At 46.4% G+C, this 18,236-nt stretch carries 18 protein-coding genes; 4 read left to right on the top strand and 14 right to left on the bottom strand.

Annotation, left to right across the window (positions count from 1 at the left end):
• Window positions 1-17 precede the first annotated feature (17 nt).
• The 8 genes from QW71_RS17065 to QW71_RS17030 form a co-directional block, all read right to left on the bottom strand.
• Entirely contained in the window at window positions 18-1,883 is a 1,866-nt protein-coding gene (locus QW71_RS17065; RefSeq protein ID WP_052770061.1) for a GH32 C-terminal domain-containing protein, read from the bottom strand.
• Window positions 1,884-1,978: 95 nt separating this feature from the next.
• Window positions 1,979-3,598, bottom strand: a complete 1,620-nt coding sequence (locus tag QW71_RS17060; RefSeq protein WP_039300887.1) for a response regulator — start codon at window positions 3,596-3,598, stop codon at window positions 1,979-1,981.
• Between the two features lie 5 nt (window positions 3,599-3,603).
• Window positions 3,604-5,385 (bottom strand): sensor histidine kinase, encoded by a 1,782-nt coding sequence (locus tag QW71_RS37145; protein WP_235441481.1) that lies wholly within the window; start codon window positions 5,383-5,385, stop codon window positions 3,604-3,606.
• 157 nt (window positions 5,386-5,542) lie between these two features.
• Window positions 5,543-6,871, bottom strand: a complete 1,329-nt coding sequence (locus tag QW71_RS17050) for a sugar ABC transporter substrate-binding protein (protein ID WP_039300884.1) — start codon at window positions 6,869-6,871, stop codon at window positions 5,543-5,545.
• 128 nt (window positions 6,872-6,999) lie between these two features.
• Entirely contained in the window at window positions 7,000-7,476 is a 477-nt protein-coding gene (locus tag QW71_RS17045) for a hypothetical protein (RefSeq protein WP_039300881.1), read from the bottom strand.
• The gene (locus QW71_RS17040) at window positions 7,473-8,732 is read right to left on the bottom strand and encodes a DNA polymerase IV (protein WP_039300878.1); all 1,260 of its coding nucleotides are present in this window, start codon (window positions 8,730-8,732) and stop codon (window positions 7,473-7,475) included. Before QW71_RS17040 ends, QW71_RS17045 begins: the two co-directional genes overlap by 4 nt.
• Entirely contained in the window at window positions 8,725-8,922 is a 198-nt protein-coding gene (locus QW71_RS17035) for a hypothetical protein (protein WP_081970197.1), read from the bottom strand. Before QW71_RS17035 ends, QW71_RS17040 begins: the two co-directional genes overlap by 8 nt.
• Window positions 8,923-9,732: 810 nt before the next feature.
• Window positions 9,733-11,493, bottom strand: a complete 1,761-nt coding sequence (locus tag QW71_RS17030) for a putative metallopeptidase (RefSeq protein WP_039300872.1) — start codon at window positions 11,491-11,493, stop codon at window positions 9,733-9,735.
• A gap of 701 nt (window positions 11,494-12,194) precedes the next feature.
• Here QW71_RS17030 and QW71_RS17025 point away from each other — a divergent pair.
• Window positions 12,195-12,407: a hypothetical protein gene (locus tag QW71_RS17025; RefSeq protein WP_039300871.1), complete on the top strand. Its 213-nt coding sequence runs from the start codon at window positions 12,195-12,197 to the stop codon at window positions 12,405-12,407.
• A 737-nt stretch (window positions 12,408-13,144) separates the two neighbouring features.
• Here QW71_RS17025 and QW71_RS39880 read toward each other — a convergent pair.
• Both QW71_RS39880 and QW71_RS17020 read right to left on the bottom strand, forming a co-directional pair.
• Window positions 13,145-13,588, bottom strand: a complete 444-nt coding sequence (locus tag QW71_RS39880; protein ID WP_152679783.1) for a hypothetical protein — start codon at window positions 13,586-13,588, stop codon at window positions 13,145-13,147.
• Window positions 13,589-13,767: 179 nt separating this feature from the next.
• Window positions 13,768-14,016 (bottom strand): hypothetical protein, encoded by a 249-nt coding sequence (locus QW71_RS17020; RefSeq protein WP_039300867.1) that lies wholly within the window; start codon window positions 14,014-14,016, stop codon window positions 13,768-13,770.
• Window positions 14,017-14,499: 483 nt separating this feature from the next.
• Here QW71_RS17020 and QW71_RS42225 point away from each other — a divergent pair, with 483 nt between their 5' ends.
• Complete coding sequence (locus tag QW71_RS42225; protein ID WP_083442587.1) at window positions 14,500-14,775, top strand: tyrosine-type recombinase/integrase; 276 nt, start codon at window positions 14,500-14,502, stop codon at window positions 14,773-14,775.
• Between the two features lie 400 nt (window positions 14,776-15,175).
• Here QW71_RS42225 and QW71_RS17015 read toward each other — a convergent pair whose 3' ends face one another.
• Window positions 15,176-15,382 carry a ribbon-helix-helix protein, CopG family gene (locus tag QW71_RS17015; protein ID WP_039300864.1) on the bottom strand — a complete coding sequence of 69 codons (207 nt, stop codon included), beginning with the start codon at window positions 15,380-15,382 and terminating at the stop codon, window positions 15,176-15,178.
• Window positions 15,383-15,840: 458 nt separating this feature from the next.
• Between QW71_RS17015 and QW71_RS17010 the strand changes: the two genes are divergently transcribed.
• Window positions 15,841-16,020: a hypothetical protein gene (locus QW71_RS17010; protein WP_152679782.1), complete on the top strand. Its 180-nt coding sequence runs from the start codon at window positions 15,841-15,843 to the stop codon at window positions 16,018-16,020.
• Window positions 16,017-16,244, top strand: a complete 228-nt coding sequence (locus tag QW71_RS17005) for a hypothetical protein (RefSeq protein WP_039300858.1) — start codon at window positions 16,017-16,019, stop codon at window positions 16,242-16,244. Before QW71_RS17010 ends, QW71_RS17005 begins: the two co-directional genes overlap by 4 nt.
• A gap of 125 nt (window positions 16,245-16,369) precedes the next feature.
• Here the strand turns inward: QW71_RS17005 and QW71_RS39875 are convergent, their stop codons facing one another.
• The 3 genes from QW71_RS39875 to QW71_RS16995 form a co-directional block, all read right to left on the bottom strand.
• Window positions 16,370-16,549, bottom strand: a complete 180-nt coding sequence (locus QW71_RS39875) for a phage holin, LLH family (protein WP_152679781.1) — start codon at window positions 16,547-16,549, stop codon at window positions 16,370-16,372.
• Window positions 16,497-17,549, bottom strand: coding sequence for an acyltransferase (locus QW71_RS17000; RefSeq protein ID WP_039300855.1), 1,053 nt, complete (start codon window positions 17,547-17,549; stop codon window positions 16,497-16,499). The genes QW71_RS39875 and QW71_RS17000 overlap by 53 nt, the downstream gene beginning before the upstream one ends.
• A 112-nt stretch (window positions 17,550-17,661) precedes the next feature.
• Window positions 17,662-17,925, bottom strand: coding sequence for a hypothetical protein (locus QW71_RS16995; RefSeq protein ID WP_039300852.1), 264 nt, complete (start codon window positions 17,923-17,925; stop codon window positions 17,662-17,664).
• Window positions 17,926-18,236 lie beyond the last annotated feature (311 nt).

The raw sequence follows: 18,236 nt of genomic DNA, 5'->3' as shown, positions 1-18,236 counted from the left end.
GATCTTTTCACTCCATTTCAATCCGGTTTATAGACGTACACGTTCATTACGGCATAAATTTGCCCACCCGGAGCAAGGGCTTTAATCTCCGTCTGGCCTTCCTTCAGTCCCTTTACGACAGCGGATGTTCCGGAACGGCTCTCCACCTGTGCAACTGCCTCATCACTCGACACCCAAGTAAGATCCTGGGGAGCTGTTAGCGGAACGACCGCCGCTGCCGCTTCCACAATGCCGCCAAGCGGAACATCCGCACTGGATTGGCTAAGCAGGACGCGAAGCGGTTCCGAGCCGCCCGGATCCTCATTCCGCCATACACTGGCCATGGGATAAAAGACGGCCTTGTCCAGCATCACGTCCCCCTTTTTCACATACAGCTCCAATCCATTGCTGGTAGCCCCCGGGAAAAGAATACTGGAAACCACAGTCTCGCCGTCTGCGCCGAACACCTCCAGCGTCGATTCATCCACATAGATATGCAGCCTGACTTTACCGTTCACCGCTCTTAAGGGAGCCTGGACCGATTCGGCAAACCCGGCTTCAAATGAACTGTCGCCTGATCGGGTTCGATCCACCGTAAGCATTGAATTAGCGTTGTTATACGATATATTCGTCGCCTGATCTGCACCTTTTCTCAGTTTGATTCCGAATTCCGCCTCCCCCTTCACGGTGAACTCGGTATCAAGTTCATAGGAGGTCCCGTGCAGACCGGCCAGTGGATTGCTGCCTGGCTCTAGCCGCTGGGGTTCCAGCTTGACCGCTTGGCCACGCAAAGCTTCCAGCTCTTGCACCGGCTGCTGGACGAGGCGCAATCCCTCACCGGGAATGTCACGCAGCTTCAGCTCCCGTGGCAGCGACATATTCCCTTTCCACGGAGCGCTTGGCATAGAGAACGGATAGCGCCAATTGGACATCCAGCCGACATAGATCCGGCGGCCGTCCGTCTGCGGAATATCAGAGTAGGACACTGCAGCGTAGAAGTCTTTTCCGTAATCGGTCCACAGCACTTTGGAGGGCTCATTCTCGTTCTTGAATATCTGTCCGTCAAAGCTACCGATAAAATATTGCGCCGTCGAGCCACGGGTTGAGCTGTTATTGCCGATGCTGAGCGCCAGCACCCACCGGGTCTCCTTGCTGCCTTCCACGGGAAGCTCAAATAGATCCGGACATTCCCAGACGGCGGCATGCGAGCCCTGATCGGCGCCGAATTCGCTGGCCATCTGCCAGGTCTTCAGGTCTGGAGAGGTATAGAATCTCACCCGGTTGTCCACCGAGACAACCATCACCCAAGCGTGCGAAGGCTCATGCCAGAACACCTTGGGATCTCTAAAATCCTTGAGTCCCGGATTCGGAATCACGGGATTGCCCTCATATTTGATCCAGGTGCGTCCTTTATCAGAACTGTACGCCAGGCTCTGCGACTGCATTCCTCCTTTGAAATGGGTGAAGATCGCAACCAATCCCGCTTTTCCGCCAAAAAAACCGCTCGTATCCTTCCAGTCCACCACGGCGCTACCCGACCAAATCTCCCCGAGCGAATCGCGCAGGAGCGCTACCGGCAGATGCTGCCAATGGATCAGATCCGTGCTGACGGCGTGACCCCACTGGCCGCTGTTCTGGTAGAACTGGTGATATTCACCTTCGAAATAAACCATTCCATTCGGATCGCTCATATTCCCGCTTTCCGGCGACAGATGATACTGCGGACGGTATAGCTCCGTGTAGTAATTGGGAATCGCAGAAAACTGAAAGGCCGCAGGTGCAGTATTAGAGATAGCACTGGACGGAGTGCACCCTGCGATAACCAGCAGTACTACAGCCACACATGCCAGTTTGCTTGTAGTTTTGATCTCTTTATGTGCTTGCTTCTCTCCAGAAACATTCATACTGCATACTCCTATTCCTTGTTTAGTTGACCCTATTGTAGCTGAACGGCTAGAGAAATCATTTCAATATGATCGGCTCAGAAGTTGTGATGTTTTCAGGGGTGATTCTTCAAATACCATTCACGGTATTCTTTGGGGCTTTTGCCGCTGTTTTTCTTGAAAGAGGTGCTGAAATAGCTGGAACTGGAATAGCCGACAAGCATGGCGATATCAGTCAGCTTCAGTTCGTTCTCTTGCAAAAGCTGCTCCGCCTTGGTCATTCTCAGCCTGGTGACATAGTCGCTGAACGTAATGCCCACATGCTGCTTGAACAGCCCGGATAAATAGGTCTCATTCAGATGAAACATTTCGGCGAGGGAAGAAAGCGTCAACTCGTAGGAGAAATTCTCCTCCACGTATTTTCTGACCGCTTCGACCATATGATGTCCGCTGGAGAAGCGGAGCTTCTTCACTTCGTCCATGACAAGCTGCGCCAGCTCATCTATCTGCCCCCGCACGCCTTCACGCGACTGGTAATCGGCAATGGTCATCTGACAGTTCCACAAATACTTCTGCAGGGCGGAGCCGCCGAGCTCGAACTTTTTGGCGATGGAGCTGAACATCAGCAGCATCCGCAGGGCCAGAAAGGTAAAAGCAAACATCGGCGTATCTCTTTCGCTACTGAAAATGGTGTCAAGCTGCTGGCGGAAGGTGCTCATGTCCAAATTTTCAATCGCCTGCACCAGCTTCCGCTCCACCTCCGGGGTAAAAGCCTGCGTAAGCTCCATCACTCGGCTCCGTTCGCCCTTTCCATCTTTATACACGGTGCTTTGGCTCCAGGACAGCATGCACGAAGCATAACCGTTCTTCAGCCGCTTGAGTCCCTTCACTTCCTCGCCAATCCCCGTCACACATTCCAGCTTCAGGTAACTGGCGATGTTTCGTTTCAGTTCTTCTACGAACCGGCCCGTTCGATCGGCATGCTCCGGCCCCGACTTCATAATAACCAGAAAATACATCATCGCGGAATTGGCGACATCGCTGAATGGATAGATTCCTTTCCGCTTAGCAGCCGTCTCCCGGCATAACATCTGAAAAGCCAAATTGAGCAGATCCCGGCGCTCCTGCCGGTCCGCCATCCGCCCCGCCGGCACTCTCATCTCCACAGCAACAAACTGCAGCTTCAGATCATCCGCCGTCAGCGGGGTCAGCTGGAGCTGCTGCAGCCGTTCCTTGATAGCCGCCAAGCTGTACCACTCGTCTTTGACCATTTGCAGCAAAAAATTCTCCTGCAGCAGCCGCAGTTGCTCATTTTTCTGCAGGAGATCCTGCCGTGAGGCCTGCAGGTTTTTTTGCTCCTGTTTAATTTCTTCACCCAGCTTGCCAAGCAGCTCATTCAGTTCTGCGCGGGCTACCGGCTTCAGCAAATAATCCTTCACTCCAAGCTGTATGGCCGATTTCAGATAATCAAAGTCAGAGTATCCCGACAGCACAACCGTCCTCAGCAGCGGATACTTCTTTTTGCAGATGCGGATAAATTCAATGCCGTCCATCTGCGGCATACGGATATCGGAGATGACCAGCTGCGGCAGCGGTCCCTGCTCCAGCAGCTGCAGCGCTTCATTGCCGCTTGAGGCCTCCGAGACCACCCGGAAGCCGGCGGCTTCCCAATCGATTTTGGCTTTGATACTGTTGCGAACCCCCTTCTCATCATCCACCAGCATAATCTCATACATGATAATCACCTCTCTATCAGCGGCAGCTTCAGTGTAATGGTTGTTCCTGTATATAGCTTCGAATCAAGCACGGCTTCAAACTGCTCGCCGTAATACAGGCGGCAGCGGGAGAGCACATTGCGCAATCCGATGCTGTCCCCTTTATGATTTAAAATTCCCACACTGTCCCTAAGCTCCGTATCGGCAAGAATGCTGGCGATCAGTTCCGGTGTCATTCCTGAACCGTTATCCTGTATCTGCAAGTGCAGGCGCTCTCCACACACACTGGAGGTGATCGCCACCTCGGCGATCCCCCCTTTTTCCAGGCTGTACTTCACCGCATTCTCTACCAGCGGCTGCAGAATAAACTTGGCGATGAGCAGCTGATCCGCGGCGGAATCCTGCCGGACCGCGACCATCAGATGATCCTCATGCCGCAGCTTTAGGAGGAACAGGTAGTCACGGATATAGCCAAGTTCCTCGCTGACTTGTACCAGATCCGTATCGAGACTCAGCGAATAACGCATCATTTTACCCAGTGCTTCCGTGGCGTCCATGACCAGATCCTCTCGTTTCATCGCCGCCAGACCGCTGATGATCTCCAGTGTATTGTTGTAAAAATGTGGATTGATTTGCAGCAGGAGCGCTTTGTATTCGGCATTTTTCCGGCGCAGATTGGTCTCGAATTCCGTCTCAATCAGATACTTCAGCTGATGGGTCATCTGCTCAAATACACCGGCCACATAGTCCACTTCGCTCTGCCGTGATCTAACCTTTGGCATATCCTTCATCGCCAGCTCGAACTGCCCGTTTTTGACATGCCGCATGGCCCGGGCCATGGCACTTAATGGCTTCGTTATGCCGGTGGAGAGCCACAGCGCGACAATAATGACAAGGATCAGCAGAACAAAGCTGGCAAGGAGCAGCGTTTCTTTGAGCTTTGTGATGGTGGCATACAGCTCCGCCTCCGGCACCTCGCCGACGATCAGCCAGTTCTGTGCAGGCAACCTGCGGTAAAAGAACAGATAGTCGGTCCCCCCTTGGCGAAGCGGAAACATACCGCTGGTCTGTCCTCCACTATGTTTCTGCAAAGTAGCAAGTCCGCCGCTAAGCAACTGCTCAGCTCCTGTCAGATCCTGATTGAGTACACTGAGGCCTTCAGCCGTCAGCAGGAAGGCTTTGCCGCTTTTGCCGAAGCTGATTTTATCCAAATCCTGGCGCAGCAGCACCGTAGGATAATTGATTTTGATCACTCCGACATCCTTAAGGGACTGGAGCTGCACCAAAGGGAGCACAAGGCTATTGACATCGCGCGAACGTATGTTGTCGTCGGCCTGATCCCTGTCCTTGTGAGCCTGCGTCCAGCGCACATCCTGCTCCTTAAACTGACTGTACCAGCTGCTCTTCAAGTAGCTCAGGTCCTGTGTCCATAACCCGCCCTTTCCCTCCGCAAAGGTAGAAATGGAAATCACATTCGAATTATTGATCGCATAGGAGGATAACAGCTCACGCAGCTTTTGCTTGGCCAGATACTGCTCACCCTTAGTGCTCTCATCGTTCAGGTCGGCGGTTATCCATTCCTGTGTGATGTCGCTGCTCAGCACCTGGTTGCCCATATCCTCAATCTGCGTCAGCAGCGTGCTGACATGGGAGGCAAATTGGTCTATGGTTTGCAGCGTGGAAGTCTGGGTAGATTTTCGGATCTGCTCCGACGATTCCTTGCTGAGGATGAAGACAACCGCCGTAATCGGAAGGATCAGCAGGATCGAAAAAGCCCACATCAATCTGCTGCGTAACGAGTAGAACATGACAACCGCGCTCCTTGCTATCATTATGGTCCAAAAATTCAAAATAACCCCACAACGTGGAGCTAAATCTAAAGCTTCTTTAAGCTGAAAGAAGAAACAGCTTTACCGCCCTTTTTATAAAGGGCGGCTGCCGTTTCTACAATGTTTGGAAATTTTATTATTTTTGCGGCAGATCTGCATATGCCTTGTCAATCTTTTTGATGGCATCGGCAATGGCTGCATCCGCGTTGCGTCCGGCGATGGTCACTTCCTCAATCATCTTGTTTACCGCTTCGGACATTTGCGGGAAGATCGGTGTAATCGGACGCGGTCTGCCGAATTTCTGATTCTGTACGACAAAGATATTCTTCGGATATTGACCTAGCTCAGGGAACTCATTGGCTACTGAATAGCGGGCCGGAATATCTTTTGTGATAGAGCAATAGGTCTTAGCCCCTTCAGTACCAGTCACCCAGTTTACAAACTGCCAGGCAGCTTCGGCATTTTTACTCTTCGAGGAAATGGCCAGCGACCAGCTTCCGTTCGCGACAGCCTGCTGGGTTTCCTTCGGAAGTGGCGCGATATCATAATCTTCGCCTAATTTGAAATTAGGGAACTTGTCGGCATAATTGCCCAGTGACCAGGAGCCGTCAACCGTCATCGCCAGCTGGTTGTTCGGGAACGGATCTGGCGGGTATTCCAGGGAGGACACTTTATCTTTATTATACAGGTCGGAGAAGAATTGCAACGCCTTTTTGGTCTCTGGCTTATCCAGGTAGCCTTTGGAGGTTGTTCCATCCGGGCTCATGATCTCGCCGCCAAACTGCCAAATAATCGGATATTTAAAGTATGCTGTTGTTCCTGCATTACCGAAGCCTTGCGCCGGATCAATACCGTACACACCTTTGGCCGGGTCGTTAAGCTTTTTAGCTGCATCCAGCACCTGATCCCAAGTCCAAGGCTCTTCCGGGTTCTTGGAGGGAAGAGGAATTCCCTTCGCTTCAAACATTTTTTTATTATAGAAAAGAGCAATGGAGGATTCGGTGAGCGGAGCCATATAAATTTCATTATTATAGGTATACGTGGCAATGGTCGATTCCGGAATATCCTCCAGGTTACCGTCCTTCTTGAAATAGGCGGTCAGCGGCTGTAAGGCACCCGCATGGGCGTAGGAAGCCATATTCGGGCCGTCGACGGCCATAATATCAGGTGGATTGCCCGAAGCAATGGATGTTCTCAGCTTGGTGTCGTAATCGGCATACGGAATCGGACTCATCTCAACCTTGATATTAGGATGCGCTTCATTAAACGAGGCCACCAGCTTGTCATAGGCTGAATTTTCGGCGTCATTGCCCGAGTTTCTCCAGAACGTGAGAGACACCTTCTCTTCTTTGGGTGCTGACGAAGTTCCTGCCTCCGGCTGCGCGTTATCCCCTTTGCTTCCACATCCGGCGAGCAGTCCGAATGCCAACATCGCGCTTAGTACCACTTTACTCTTACTGTTCAATAATGCCCTCCCCTTTCATCTACTGTCTGCGCTTACAACTGAATATTATCAAACCTGCCCGATGATAAAATTCATTATCCTCTGCACTAAACTTTCAAAATGTTCGGTATTTACCGGATATGCTGGTGTTATAATTTCTGATGATCCTTTAATGCGGCTCCAAGTTCCGCAGTATACCGGGTCAGCCGTAAGCTGATCTCGGTGCGCATCACATCACGCGTAAGTCCGAACCGTTCCTGATATCCCCGGCAAAAGATTCTGTGATACACCAGGAACTCCTCCTGCTCATCGGGCAGCACTTTGATATTGCGCTGCTTCAGCTCTTTTTGCAGCTGGTAGGTATCCTGCATGATCCGGCGCTGTATCGCTTGACCGGCAATCACAAAGGCGCGCTTAAGGATGCTGCTGGACAGCTCGATCTCCTTCAGGCTCCGGCTGACCATAGTATCTATGTAAGGGAGCAAAATGAGGTCTCGCACCATCGTCCGCTCCTCAACTGTTATCATTCTTCTGACCGTATCCTCCTGCTTCTCCTCAAACTGGTCTACATGCTCGCTCATCAACATCTTGGTTTTCCACCGCTCATTTCCGTTTAATTTGCTCATTTATAATGACCCCCAATCTGCTGCGCCCGTTCCAGCGCAACCCCGGATTCCAGCAAAGAGGATGCGCGGATAAGCGCCCGGCTGCCGTATCTGGTTTTGATCTGATCCACTGCCCGTTCTCTGCACAATGTGCGGATACGGTCATCGAATAAGGTGAGCTGCATGACACTGTCATCGGTCAGCTGGGAGATAGAGATCGCCAAACGGCTTAGCGGCATCCCCGTCCAATGATCCACAAAGAGGCGGTAGGCCGCCGCTGCCACCTCATGCGTTAAAGACGACGGCTCCGGCAGTGTCACTTGTCTGCTGTAGGAGTTAGATTTGTTACCGTCCGTCTCTGCCACCACGATAGACACCACCGACCCCATATACCGGTATTTCCGCGCCCGCTGACAGACCTCAATCACCAGCTCCAGCAGAACAACCTCAATTTCCGGCAGCCGGGTATAGAGATTCCAGCGCAGCGCCTTCCCGTGCCCGACCGACTTGATCTGGTGGCGTATCCCGGTAACAACCGGGCTGGGATCAATGCCGCGCGCCGTCTGCCAATAATATTCCGCCTGGATATCGCTCTGCTTGCCCATGGTCGTGCGCATTCTCCGCTTGAATTCCCCTAGTTCCATCCGGGCAATATCTCCAATCGTAGTAATTCCCATACGGTAAAAATTCTTGGTCATCCGGCCTGCCACCATAAACATTTCATGCACCGGCAACGGCCAGAGCTCCGAGTCTATATTGCTGTAATCGAGCCTGAAGACCCCGCCTTCCTTCTTCTTGGCAAAGTTGTTCGCCATCTTGGCCAGAATTTTGGTCGGTCCGACTCCCACCCGGGTCCACACCCCCGTTGACAACAGGACATGATGCTGGATGGAGCGAATCATATCCGGCAGATCTCCTCCAAAAACACTCAAAGAACCGGTCACATCCAAAAACTGCTCATCAATGCTGAAAGCCTCAACCTGGTCGGTATATCCCTTATAGATTTCTGAAATCATCAGCGAAACCTGGATATACGTACTCATCCGGGGGCGGATCACTACGAGATCCCGGCATTTGGTCATGGCTTCACCCACGCGTGATGCGGTGGTTACACCATGAGATTTGGCGATAGGGCAGGCAGCCAGGACAATACCGTTCATCCGCGTGGGATCGCCGACTGCGACAGGCTTATCTTTATACTCGGGATGCGCAGCCTTTTCGACACTTGCATAGAAGGATTGGCAATCCGAGAGCAGAATGATCCGGTCTTTAGGCATATTTCTGCCTCTGTACCGGGTGCCAGGACAAGATGCTGTCCGTCAGGAAAACACGGGGCAGGCCGGTGCTCAGACAGGTAGCCCGTATGCGGCCATCACGGATACCGTGCACTTCAATTTTCCGCTGCGTAATCTTGCCCGCTTTGTCCAGATATATCATTTCTATGGTTTGGCCGATGCTCATCTTCATGATTGCTCGCCTCCGGGATTCAGTGAGAACATTTGTTTGTATTATAACCAGGAATAAGTTTTTTAAGCAATGGTAAAATAGAACAAATGTTCTTGTATGGTAAGAGTAGCTTATGCGTTGCTGATAATTATTAGAACTGGATAGGAGCGGAATGGGTTGGGGGTTGTTAGGGGACTGAACAGTATTTAGTCCTTACAGCCAAAATAAGCCCTTCCAAGTCTCCATATGAACTCACAAACAAAGTCCCCTCAAAGTCGCGAACGACTTAAAGGGGCTAATGCTGCCTGCACACATAAGACTTGCAGAGCTGTACCGACTGCATAAGACAGGCAAGCTGGAGCGGCCATCACCCGTTTCCGCCTGAAATCGGATGTAATTCTGAACACTTCCGGCTGCTATATGCTTACCCCTGCCGCTCCTGACAATGATGCCCTTCCTCCGCCAGCTGCTGGATACGCCTTGGAGTCAGCCCGAGCAAGCCGCCATCTGTATTGCGGTAACAATCATTTCGCTTTGACCATCACCTGATTTCGCCATCCCCTCCTCATACCACCGCAGAGCATAGAAAAAAAACTTATATGTCAAGGGTTTTCTTGGTATCACACTATGCGTATTTTCATGCAATGACCTGTAACGAAGCGATCATTTTGAAATTATATCTAGCCAGAAATCGAGCTCACGCGCACCCGCCATTCTTTTCAAAAGTCAGAGGGACCCAGAGCCAAAATCTAAAAAATCAAGCTTTTTTATCACCTCCTAAAATTACAAACAAAAAGAGCCGCCTTTTAGCGACTCAATAAGATTTATATTTCAATTAATTAGCAGTGGTGTAGCACAGTACGGACATTTCTTTACTTCCCAAGCAAGTTTCATATCCTCAGTTATATATTTTCCACAACTACACTTGATTTGTTTTCCCTGTAAAAGCCTGAACTCATCTAATACACTAGACATTTCAAATAGGTAGCGTCTAACTTGGTTATGAATTACATTTACATCAGTAACAAGTTTAATTTTCTTCTTGTCAGATTTCGTTTCAAAAATTCTTGAAAAGAGTACACTAGCATCTACAGCATACATTGACAATCGCCACTCACCTCCGTCTTTTGGCGTCATATCCTTTTTTCTCAGATGAACAAGCCTATGATACATGAGATCTTGCATTTCTTCTTCATTAATATACTGTACATTTGAATTATCAAGTTCTATACAGAAATGTGTGTGTTTTTTTTCACCAACAAATTTCACTATCTCATTCCATAAGCGTTCCGAGTACTTAATATTTTTACTTTTTAAGTTGTTCATTTTCTCATCAGCAACAGCTTTAATAGCACTGACAACATGCTTTTTATTAATAAATCTTGTATTACCCTTAATGAGAAAATCCTGTTTATAAAACTGCCATGCTTTATTTAGCATAACCCCAAAATCTCTTGTATTTCCCATACTGGCAATAACTAAAGAATCAAAAAATTGGGGTTTAACTATTGAACCTACTGTTAATACATTTGAACCGAAGACGGACTCAATTCTGTTATTCATAAATCTTTTAAAGTATTCTTTGCAGATCTGATTGTCTTCTTCATAGATAAACTGTAAATCTAAGTCTATCCTATGTGGCATATCAGCAGTTTGTTCTAGAACCCCTAGAGTTGATTTATAAGGAATATACCCAATCCAATGGTAAATTGGAGATGTACTCATTGATCTAATCAACTTAGATAACAGATTCTGCTCTACAACCTCCAACATACTCCACTCATCATAAAAAAACACAATGCTTTCTAAGCCTAGCACTCCGACCACTTCAATTAATAATTGTTGCAATGAAGATGTACTGAGAAAAATATCAACATTGTAACTCTCATCATGTTTTTTTGAACTACTACTTCCATTAATTTGTTCAGCCACCGATTCTAGTTTTGGTCCAGTAACGCCGAGGGCCCCTCCTACATTGGATCTGCTACTGCTCGAAGTTCCATTTAATGAAGAAGTAGTGACTGTTCTCGCCAGTGCAAGCATTTCCATATCACCCATATATATAAGCTTTTCAATTTTGGAAAACACTTTTTCTAAGAGTTCGACCTTCGCATCATTGTCTCGTTTTTTCCTGAAAAGATTCATCATTTTCTGAAATCTTGTTTCCGGAGTGTCATCATCAATCAACGAAATGAGTTGCCTCTGTAATTGTTTTAAGATACCCCAAACATAAAAACGTTCATCTACAATAGTTGAATCACCTATTTTAAACAGCTCTTTTAAATTTATATAAACACAAAAACTCTTACGTTCATAATTTATAAGGTCACGGGCTATTAACATTAAATGTGATTTACCTGTTCCTCTAAGCCCACTTATACAACCGTTTGAACCAGGTGCTGAATTGGCAAGCGTTGATACTGAGCCAGTAACATCGACATGAACCTTCTTAAGTTCAGTTATTTTAATTTTCGAATGTTCTTCTGTAGCAACATCAAAATCCGATCGTAAATCTCGAAGCACTTTATCCATACCAGATATAAACTCTTCGCCATTTCTCATATTAGCAATAAATATTGGACCCAAATTCATTTTTCCGCCCCCTTGTTTTCCTAAAGTTTCTACACAAAGGGGGGCAATTCCTTTAAACCTCCTACACAAAACATCATAATTTGTGGACATTTGTAGAATTTAATAGAATTCCAAATAAAATACCTTTATTTATAAGTAAACTCATTTCCCCTGCAGTAGACCGCTGTAATAGCTAATTGCTGTTTACTCACTAATACACACTTTCCTTATTGCAACATAAAATGGCCGCCTTTCAGCGACTTGCATCTACATATTATATTCCCAAACATTTGGGATTTCGGCCTCGGTAGGATTCGAACCTACCTTAACTATGAGGCCATAATATTAAAATGAAACCTGTCTATTCAAATCTATATATAGTCTGGTAAAATATTACTACAACTATCGGCCCAACTGGATAGCAATATTCAGATTTGAATCGGGTGAACTCAAGGAACCCTAAGTCCTTTTGGATATGGCAATCTTGAGCCAAGCTGAGGTAGCCTGTATAAATTGACCTCAGAAGGTGCAACGCATAGATGGTGAGGAAGGCAACCAATAATCCATCCACGAGCGCCCGACATCCCATGTGGATGATGATATATGCTGAACTGTAAGAAAACTTACAGAAGCACGGGATAAAAAGCCCGAGCGATAACATTTTGCTTAACAAACGTCACGGAGGATTCAGAACCGACGATGTAACAGGAGGTGCGTTCAGCATGTTTAAAACTGGTGATTCGCACTTGGAAGCCCCTACTTATCTGGAAAAAGCCCTTAACAGAGCGCGTGGCATTACTGAACTTCCAGAAGAAAGCTTCACTATTGCTGGTCTCGATAAATTCGCTGGTCAAAATAGTTGTTTTAAATTTTGCCCGTATTTGCGTTGTAGTCAATCTAACGACCATAAACCGCGCCCGAGCGGAACGCGTTAAGGGCAGTTATTTAACCCTCGTCCCCCGCATCAGACCGCCGTAACATCTACTTGCTACATGTACTATCAGCTATACCCCTATAATATCTGCTGCTATTGCAACGGGCATCATCACTGCTCAGCTCAGCTCTGACGAGTCCTGCAGCGATTAGGGGCAACAGGGACACCCGGACGATGTTGCTGTCCTATGTCCCTACTGTAAGTCTGTTCTTGTCTCAACTTAGTCTCACGTTTGTCTCAAAATTTCACAGCATCTTCGGGCTGCGAAACTTCAAATCAAGATAAATTATTTTCAAGGCAAACTATCTCATCAGACAGGTCCTTTAGCTTTTTATCATAGCCCTTTTTTGACTCACGTGCGGATTCAACTTCAAACTTGCTACGAAGCACTTGATTCCCTACTGCAAGTTGTTTGTTAACAAGGTCAAGTAAGATATGAAGGATACTCAACAAATAATAGTCGAGATTCTAAAAAAACTAAAAGCATATGTAAAAGGGCGGCAGCTGCCGCCCTTTTACATATGCTTTGTACCGAACTTATATTCTAAATTGGAATAGAGGAGCCTCGTTGTTCTACGGAGCACTTAACGTCTGTCAAGGCCAAAACCGGCCTGATTTGAGGATCGGACGGCCGAACATCCGCACAAAATCATTGAATTTGGTGCGAATGTAGCCGCAGAACATCTCTTTGAGCACGCTTCTCTTTTTAATATTGATGTATTAGGTGCGAAATTCGAGTTAAAGAGCTACGTCAGATGCTCGTACGTTAACTTTTCCACTTACTGTACCATTAGGTGTATTATAATCTAAAAAAAAGGTCTGTCCACCTGCGTTAGTAGTATTAACAGTCAGAGTGTCATTTCCGCTAACACTCCATGTTCCGATATTTATTTTGCTACCAGATGATGATTTGTATGATAAATAGACTGTTAGAGTTTGGGATGATGTATTGGTAAGATATATTCTACCATAATTGAATCCAGATAAATGGGTCCAAGAATTCCCACCATTATCTAGATTAGCATTATTTACAGCTAAATAGTCTGACATTGGATGTATTCCACCAGGATTAGATGGGACTGCAGTTGCAGATGGTACTGGAGTTTCAGTAGCAAAGACTGAACCAGATGACAACGACATTGTAGCGACTATTGCGGTAGCAACTAAAAAACTCTTTTTCATTTTCATTCCCTCCGATTTTGTGTTGATATCTAAAATTATCACCTCATCCCTTATTAGGAGATATTTGGTAATATGGTAACATTACCATACATACCTATTAATCACAACTATACCAAGGCTGGATTGTTCAGAATTTTAGATAGGTAGGATGTAGAGGATTTAACTGTTGCGTCTATCGCTCATATGATCCCGGCCAGCTTCAGGTGCTCCTCTATAGTTTCCACTCCAACATCAACCCGCCGGTTAATGGTTGCCTTGCTGCTGATCGCCGTATATCTTAGAATGGTCAGCTTATGTTTACGGGCATTTACGTACCGGTGCTTGATAATGGCCGCTACCTCATCATCTAAGATAAGTTCAAATGCAGCGTCGATTTCTCTGACCTTCCATCTGCAGTCTTCCAGCTCTTTGGCCTCTAACACCGTCAAACAATCTTTATCTCCGTAGACCCTTATTTTCCGAACCCTTTCGGGATACTCTTCCAGTTTCTTTCTTGTTGTACCCTTCTCCGCCGCCGTCACCCTTGGGTATAATTCCATTTGCACCACCGTCCCCACTATATAGATTGAACTTGAAAATAAACAGACAGGGAAAAGTGGCGGAGGCGGATTTTGGAACTGTAGGAGCGATAGCGTCCGCCTTTGTCTGCAGATTTCCACCGCGAATAGCGGTTTAAATCAAGAAATCTGCAGACAACAGCGGCCGGAGGGCCAACATTCTTTGGAGTCACGGCAATCCATAACTGACGTACAATCTATATAGGAGGAAAAGAAAGGTTTTAAAGCGGAGCAGTATAACAGCAGTAGATACTGCCGCTTCACTTATGTATAAACATGCTTTACGGAATGGGTTAATCGAAACAAATCCAACTGCTGGAGCCTTATACCTAAGGAAAAAAAGTTGCACGAAAAATCGGAGAAAAAAAGCTCATACTTCCCAAATTTCTCGAGAAAAATGAGCTTGAATTATTTCTTCAGCTTTGCAGATTTGTACTTTCCATCACCCCGTGGGCTTTATTTGTTATCCTGACCTATGCTGGACTACGGATCAGTGAAGCAACAGGATTACAATGGGAAGACATTGACATGAAGAAACGAACAATTGATATAAATAAGCAGATTGGTTCAAGCGTTAAAGAATATTCATCCCCCCCCCCCCCGGATTACAATGGGAAGACATTGACATGAAGAAACGAACAATTGATATAAATAAGCAGATTGGTTCAAGCGTTAAAGAATATTCATCCCCCCCCCCCGAAAAATGATCAAAGTGAACGAAATAGTGAGTTTCGGAGACACAGTTTTCAAAGCTTTTGAAGTATTAAAGAACTGGCAAATTGAAATCACTGATGGGTAACTCATTACTCAACATAACCGTGAAATCCCTTGCCACATTAAGCTCTTGCTAGATGTAGAACATCTATTTGGCTATATCTACAGGGAGCTACAAGAAATGAGCTAAATCCTTATGGGGATTGGGTTTAGCTCATTTTATACCGAGTTACAGCTACAAGGAAAAACATACATCTACAACGTGTTTTACGGGTAATTTACGGGTAACAAAAAACATCAAAAGAGCCGTCCAGGATCACTCCTGTGGCGGCTCTTTACCTTCGCGATTTATCTTCTCTTCAACAGCTTCCAATATGAAGGCATTGCGGCTCATATCCGCCGCCTTTGCTGCAGCGTCAATACGCTCCTTGTCACCCTTCTTTACCCACAATTTTACTTGATCGTAATTTGCGGCATTGTACTTGTCTTTTGCCCGGGTTGAGGCTTTACCTTGTTGCTCCATAGGCTTGTCCCTCCTTTCCTAAAGGATATCACAAAAAATATACTGATACCAGTATATAATTGAGATAAGAAAGGAGGTGAACATGGCACATGAAAGATTGGGTAACGCTCCTTACAGCAATCATCCAGCTCATTACCGCAACATTGCTGCTAAAGGACAAAAAGAAAGGAACCGAAAAACGCAGCCGACCGGGCAAACGTAAATAGGTTCCACGGGGGAAGGGTTCACGGCCCTTCCTCCACCCAATCATAACATAAACAGTTTTGAATATACAGAATGCCGGCGGGTATACGCAGGAGGAATAAACGATGCTGAACATTGTTACCTGGATTGTTATCGGTGTTACACTGGTCCTGTCGATCGCCGCATTGGTGAAGGCTAGGGGGCGGCGCTGATGCTGCCCGCACACTTAAGACTTGCAGAGCTGTACCGGCTATCATAAGGCAGGCAAGCTCAAAATGGAAAATGGCCCGGAGCTACTGCACTGCCTGCAGATCAATGAACGGTACTGCTGGGATACTTTGAAGCTGCGGCAGCTCTCCAACGCAGCAGCGGCTACACAGGACACCGCATGGCTGAAAGATATAGGCCGCCGTGAAGAAGCCCTGCGGCTGACTGGGAGGGCGCCAAGGCCATGAAATTAGAAGAACTGAAGCCGGGGCTGCCCGTGCGGATCATGAAGGGCCATCATGCTGGCAAGACGGGCAAGGTATTGGCTATCGGAACATTTGAAGGCGGTCCGAAACGGATAGGGGCGCTGGTGGACATTGTGGAGCTGGTCCTGGTGATTGTGGAGCCGGAGGATATAGAGGAATTGCCGGAGGAGCCGCTGCCGCCAGGGTGGGGAGAAGTTGAGATATAAACAAAAAAAGCCCGCCGACCAGTAAAGGTTGACGGGCTTTTACCAGTGCTTCTGGATTTTATTGGCTTTATCATATCATAGGCAGTGATGTCTGAAAATCATAATAATCCCAAGCGTTTGGGATTTTACTTTACGGCGGGAGCCTGGGCCTTGAGATAGGCCGCCTCAATCGCCGCCCGTATCTCAGCAGGCGTGACCTTAACCTCCTTACGGGATAACTGCTGCGTTGCATAATCCAAAGCCTGCTCCAGCTTAGCCTGATACTCCGCGCTCTTGTGAAGCGGTTCGCGCTGAGTTACGCCCAATTTGTTGCCTCTTCTTTCGGAATCTTTGAATTGGAACGTCAATGAATTTAAAGGACAGATAACTTAAGCCAATACTAAATAATAATTGAATTACTGACAGTCCTTTTATATCAAGATTGAACCCTAGTCGTTCAAAAATATATTGAAAGATCCAAACACTTAAGAAGTGACATAAAAATAGAGGGTAGGAGATGCCTCCAAGTAAATCATCTATTTTTTTGACAGTATTATGGTTAACTCCGGATAAAATAAATACAACAATAACCCCTGTTAAATAGCCAAATAGAACCTCATAAGTATAAGGTAAGCTCATTTTACCTAATAACGATGCGCCAATAAATAAAAATAGAATTATCACGTATATAATTTTAATAAATTTCAAATCTTTTAAACTTTGATGTTTTCTGTAGTTATATAGAAAAGTACCTGTTAAAAAAATAAATAATATCCCTGGCAATAATCTATATCCAAAAATATCTGCATTGATTAGTCCTATAGAAGCCGAAATAAAAACAGTAATACTTATCACAAGTGCTACAATTCTAAATTGCTTAAATCTAATTAAAAATGGAACCAAAAGATAAAATTGCAATTCAGCTCCCAAAGACCAAGCAGGAGGTATTAAATTCCATTTAGGATCCTGAAGGATGATAGAAGAATCAGTGAACATAAAGAAATTCAAAGGGATAATTAACAGATTCGAAAATAAGTTTTTATATGTGAAATCTGTGTGCCCAAAACCAGATATCACCAAAAAAACCACAGTGATAATTAAAATCAAAAGATACATAGGGTAAATACGCATTAATCGGTCAAAGTAAAATCTACCTGAATTATTGATTTCCCCACCAAAGTTACTACTAAAAGAATGGCTCATAACATAGCCAGAGAGGATGTAGAAAACGACAACCGCTGAAACTCCGAAATTAGTACCCCCTATTACTCCCATATGACTCATTGCTACTACGAACGCAAGTACAAACCTGAGTGTCCCAAACAAATGCAGCACATCCTTAGCTTATTTACTTAAATATACTTAAAAGGATGTGCATAATCTATGTTTTTTTCAAATAATCCGTTATATACAAGCATTGAGGATAAATATTAATTACTCATCTACCCTTTTGTTCTGTTGCAAGCCCGACCCGATGTAGAATTGTAATCAACCTTGCCTCGGTATATGTGGCCTTGTCCGGTGTGTCAATGACCGGCTTGCCGTTGAGTACTGACGGAGTGTTCGCAAAAGCCTTCAGCGCATCCTTGGCCCACGCTGGCGGGTTGGTATCGGTCAGCTCCAGCAATAAGACGCTCATCTCCTTAATCTCTCCGGCCTGCCGCAAAGCCTGTTCTTTGAGTACATCCCTGCTGTTCGTCAATGCCTTAACCGCGGCCTCCAGCGTATCAATTCTTTTCTTATCTTCTGCTTACAATTCGTCCGCCTCCCCTTGTAATTTATCAATGACAGCATAAGCCGCCGCTACCTGCGCTTCCGTTGGTTTCTTGCCAGCCCGCAACTGAGCCGTGCTCAAGCCAAAGGTTACCTGCAGGTGAGGGAGATCCTTAAAACTGGTCCAATCTCCGCCCTATTCAAAACCTAGCTTGTTAGCCTCGTCTACGACTTCCATCCAGTCCGCAATGCAGTACACTTGCACCAAACCTGACATGAGTAGATATGGAAAAATAACCC

Source organism: Paenibacillus sp. IHB B 3415 (assembly GCF_000802655.2).
Taxonomy (GTDB): Bacteria; Bacillota; Bacilli; order Paenibacillales; family Paenibacillaceae; genus Paenibacillus_AQ; species Paenibacillus_AQ phytohabitans.
Note: the sequence above shows the minus strand (reverse complement) of the source record. Positions and strands in the feature narration are given on the sequence as shown.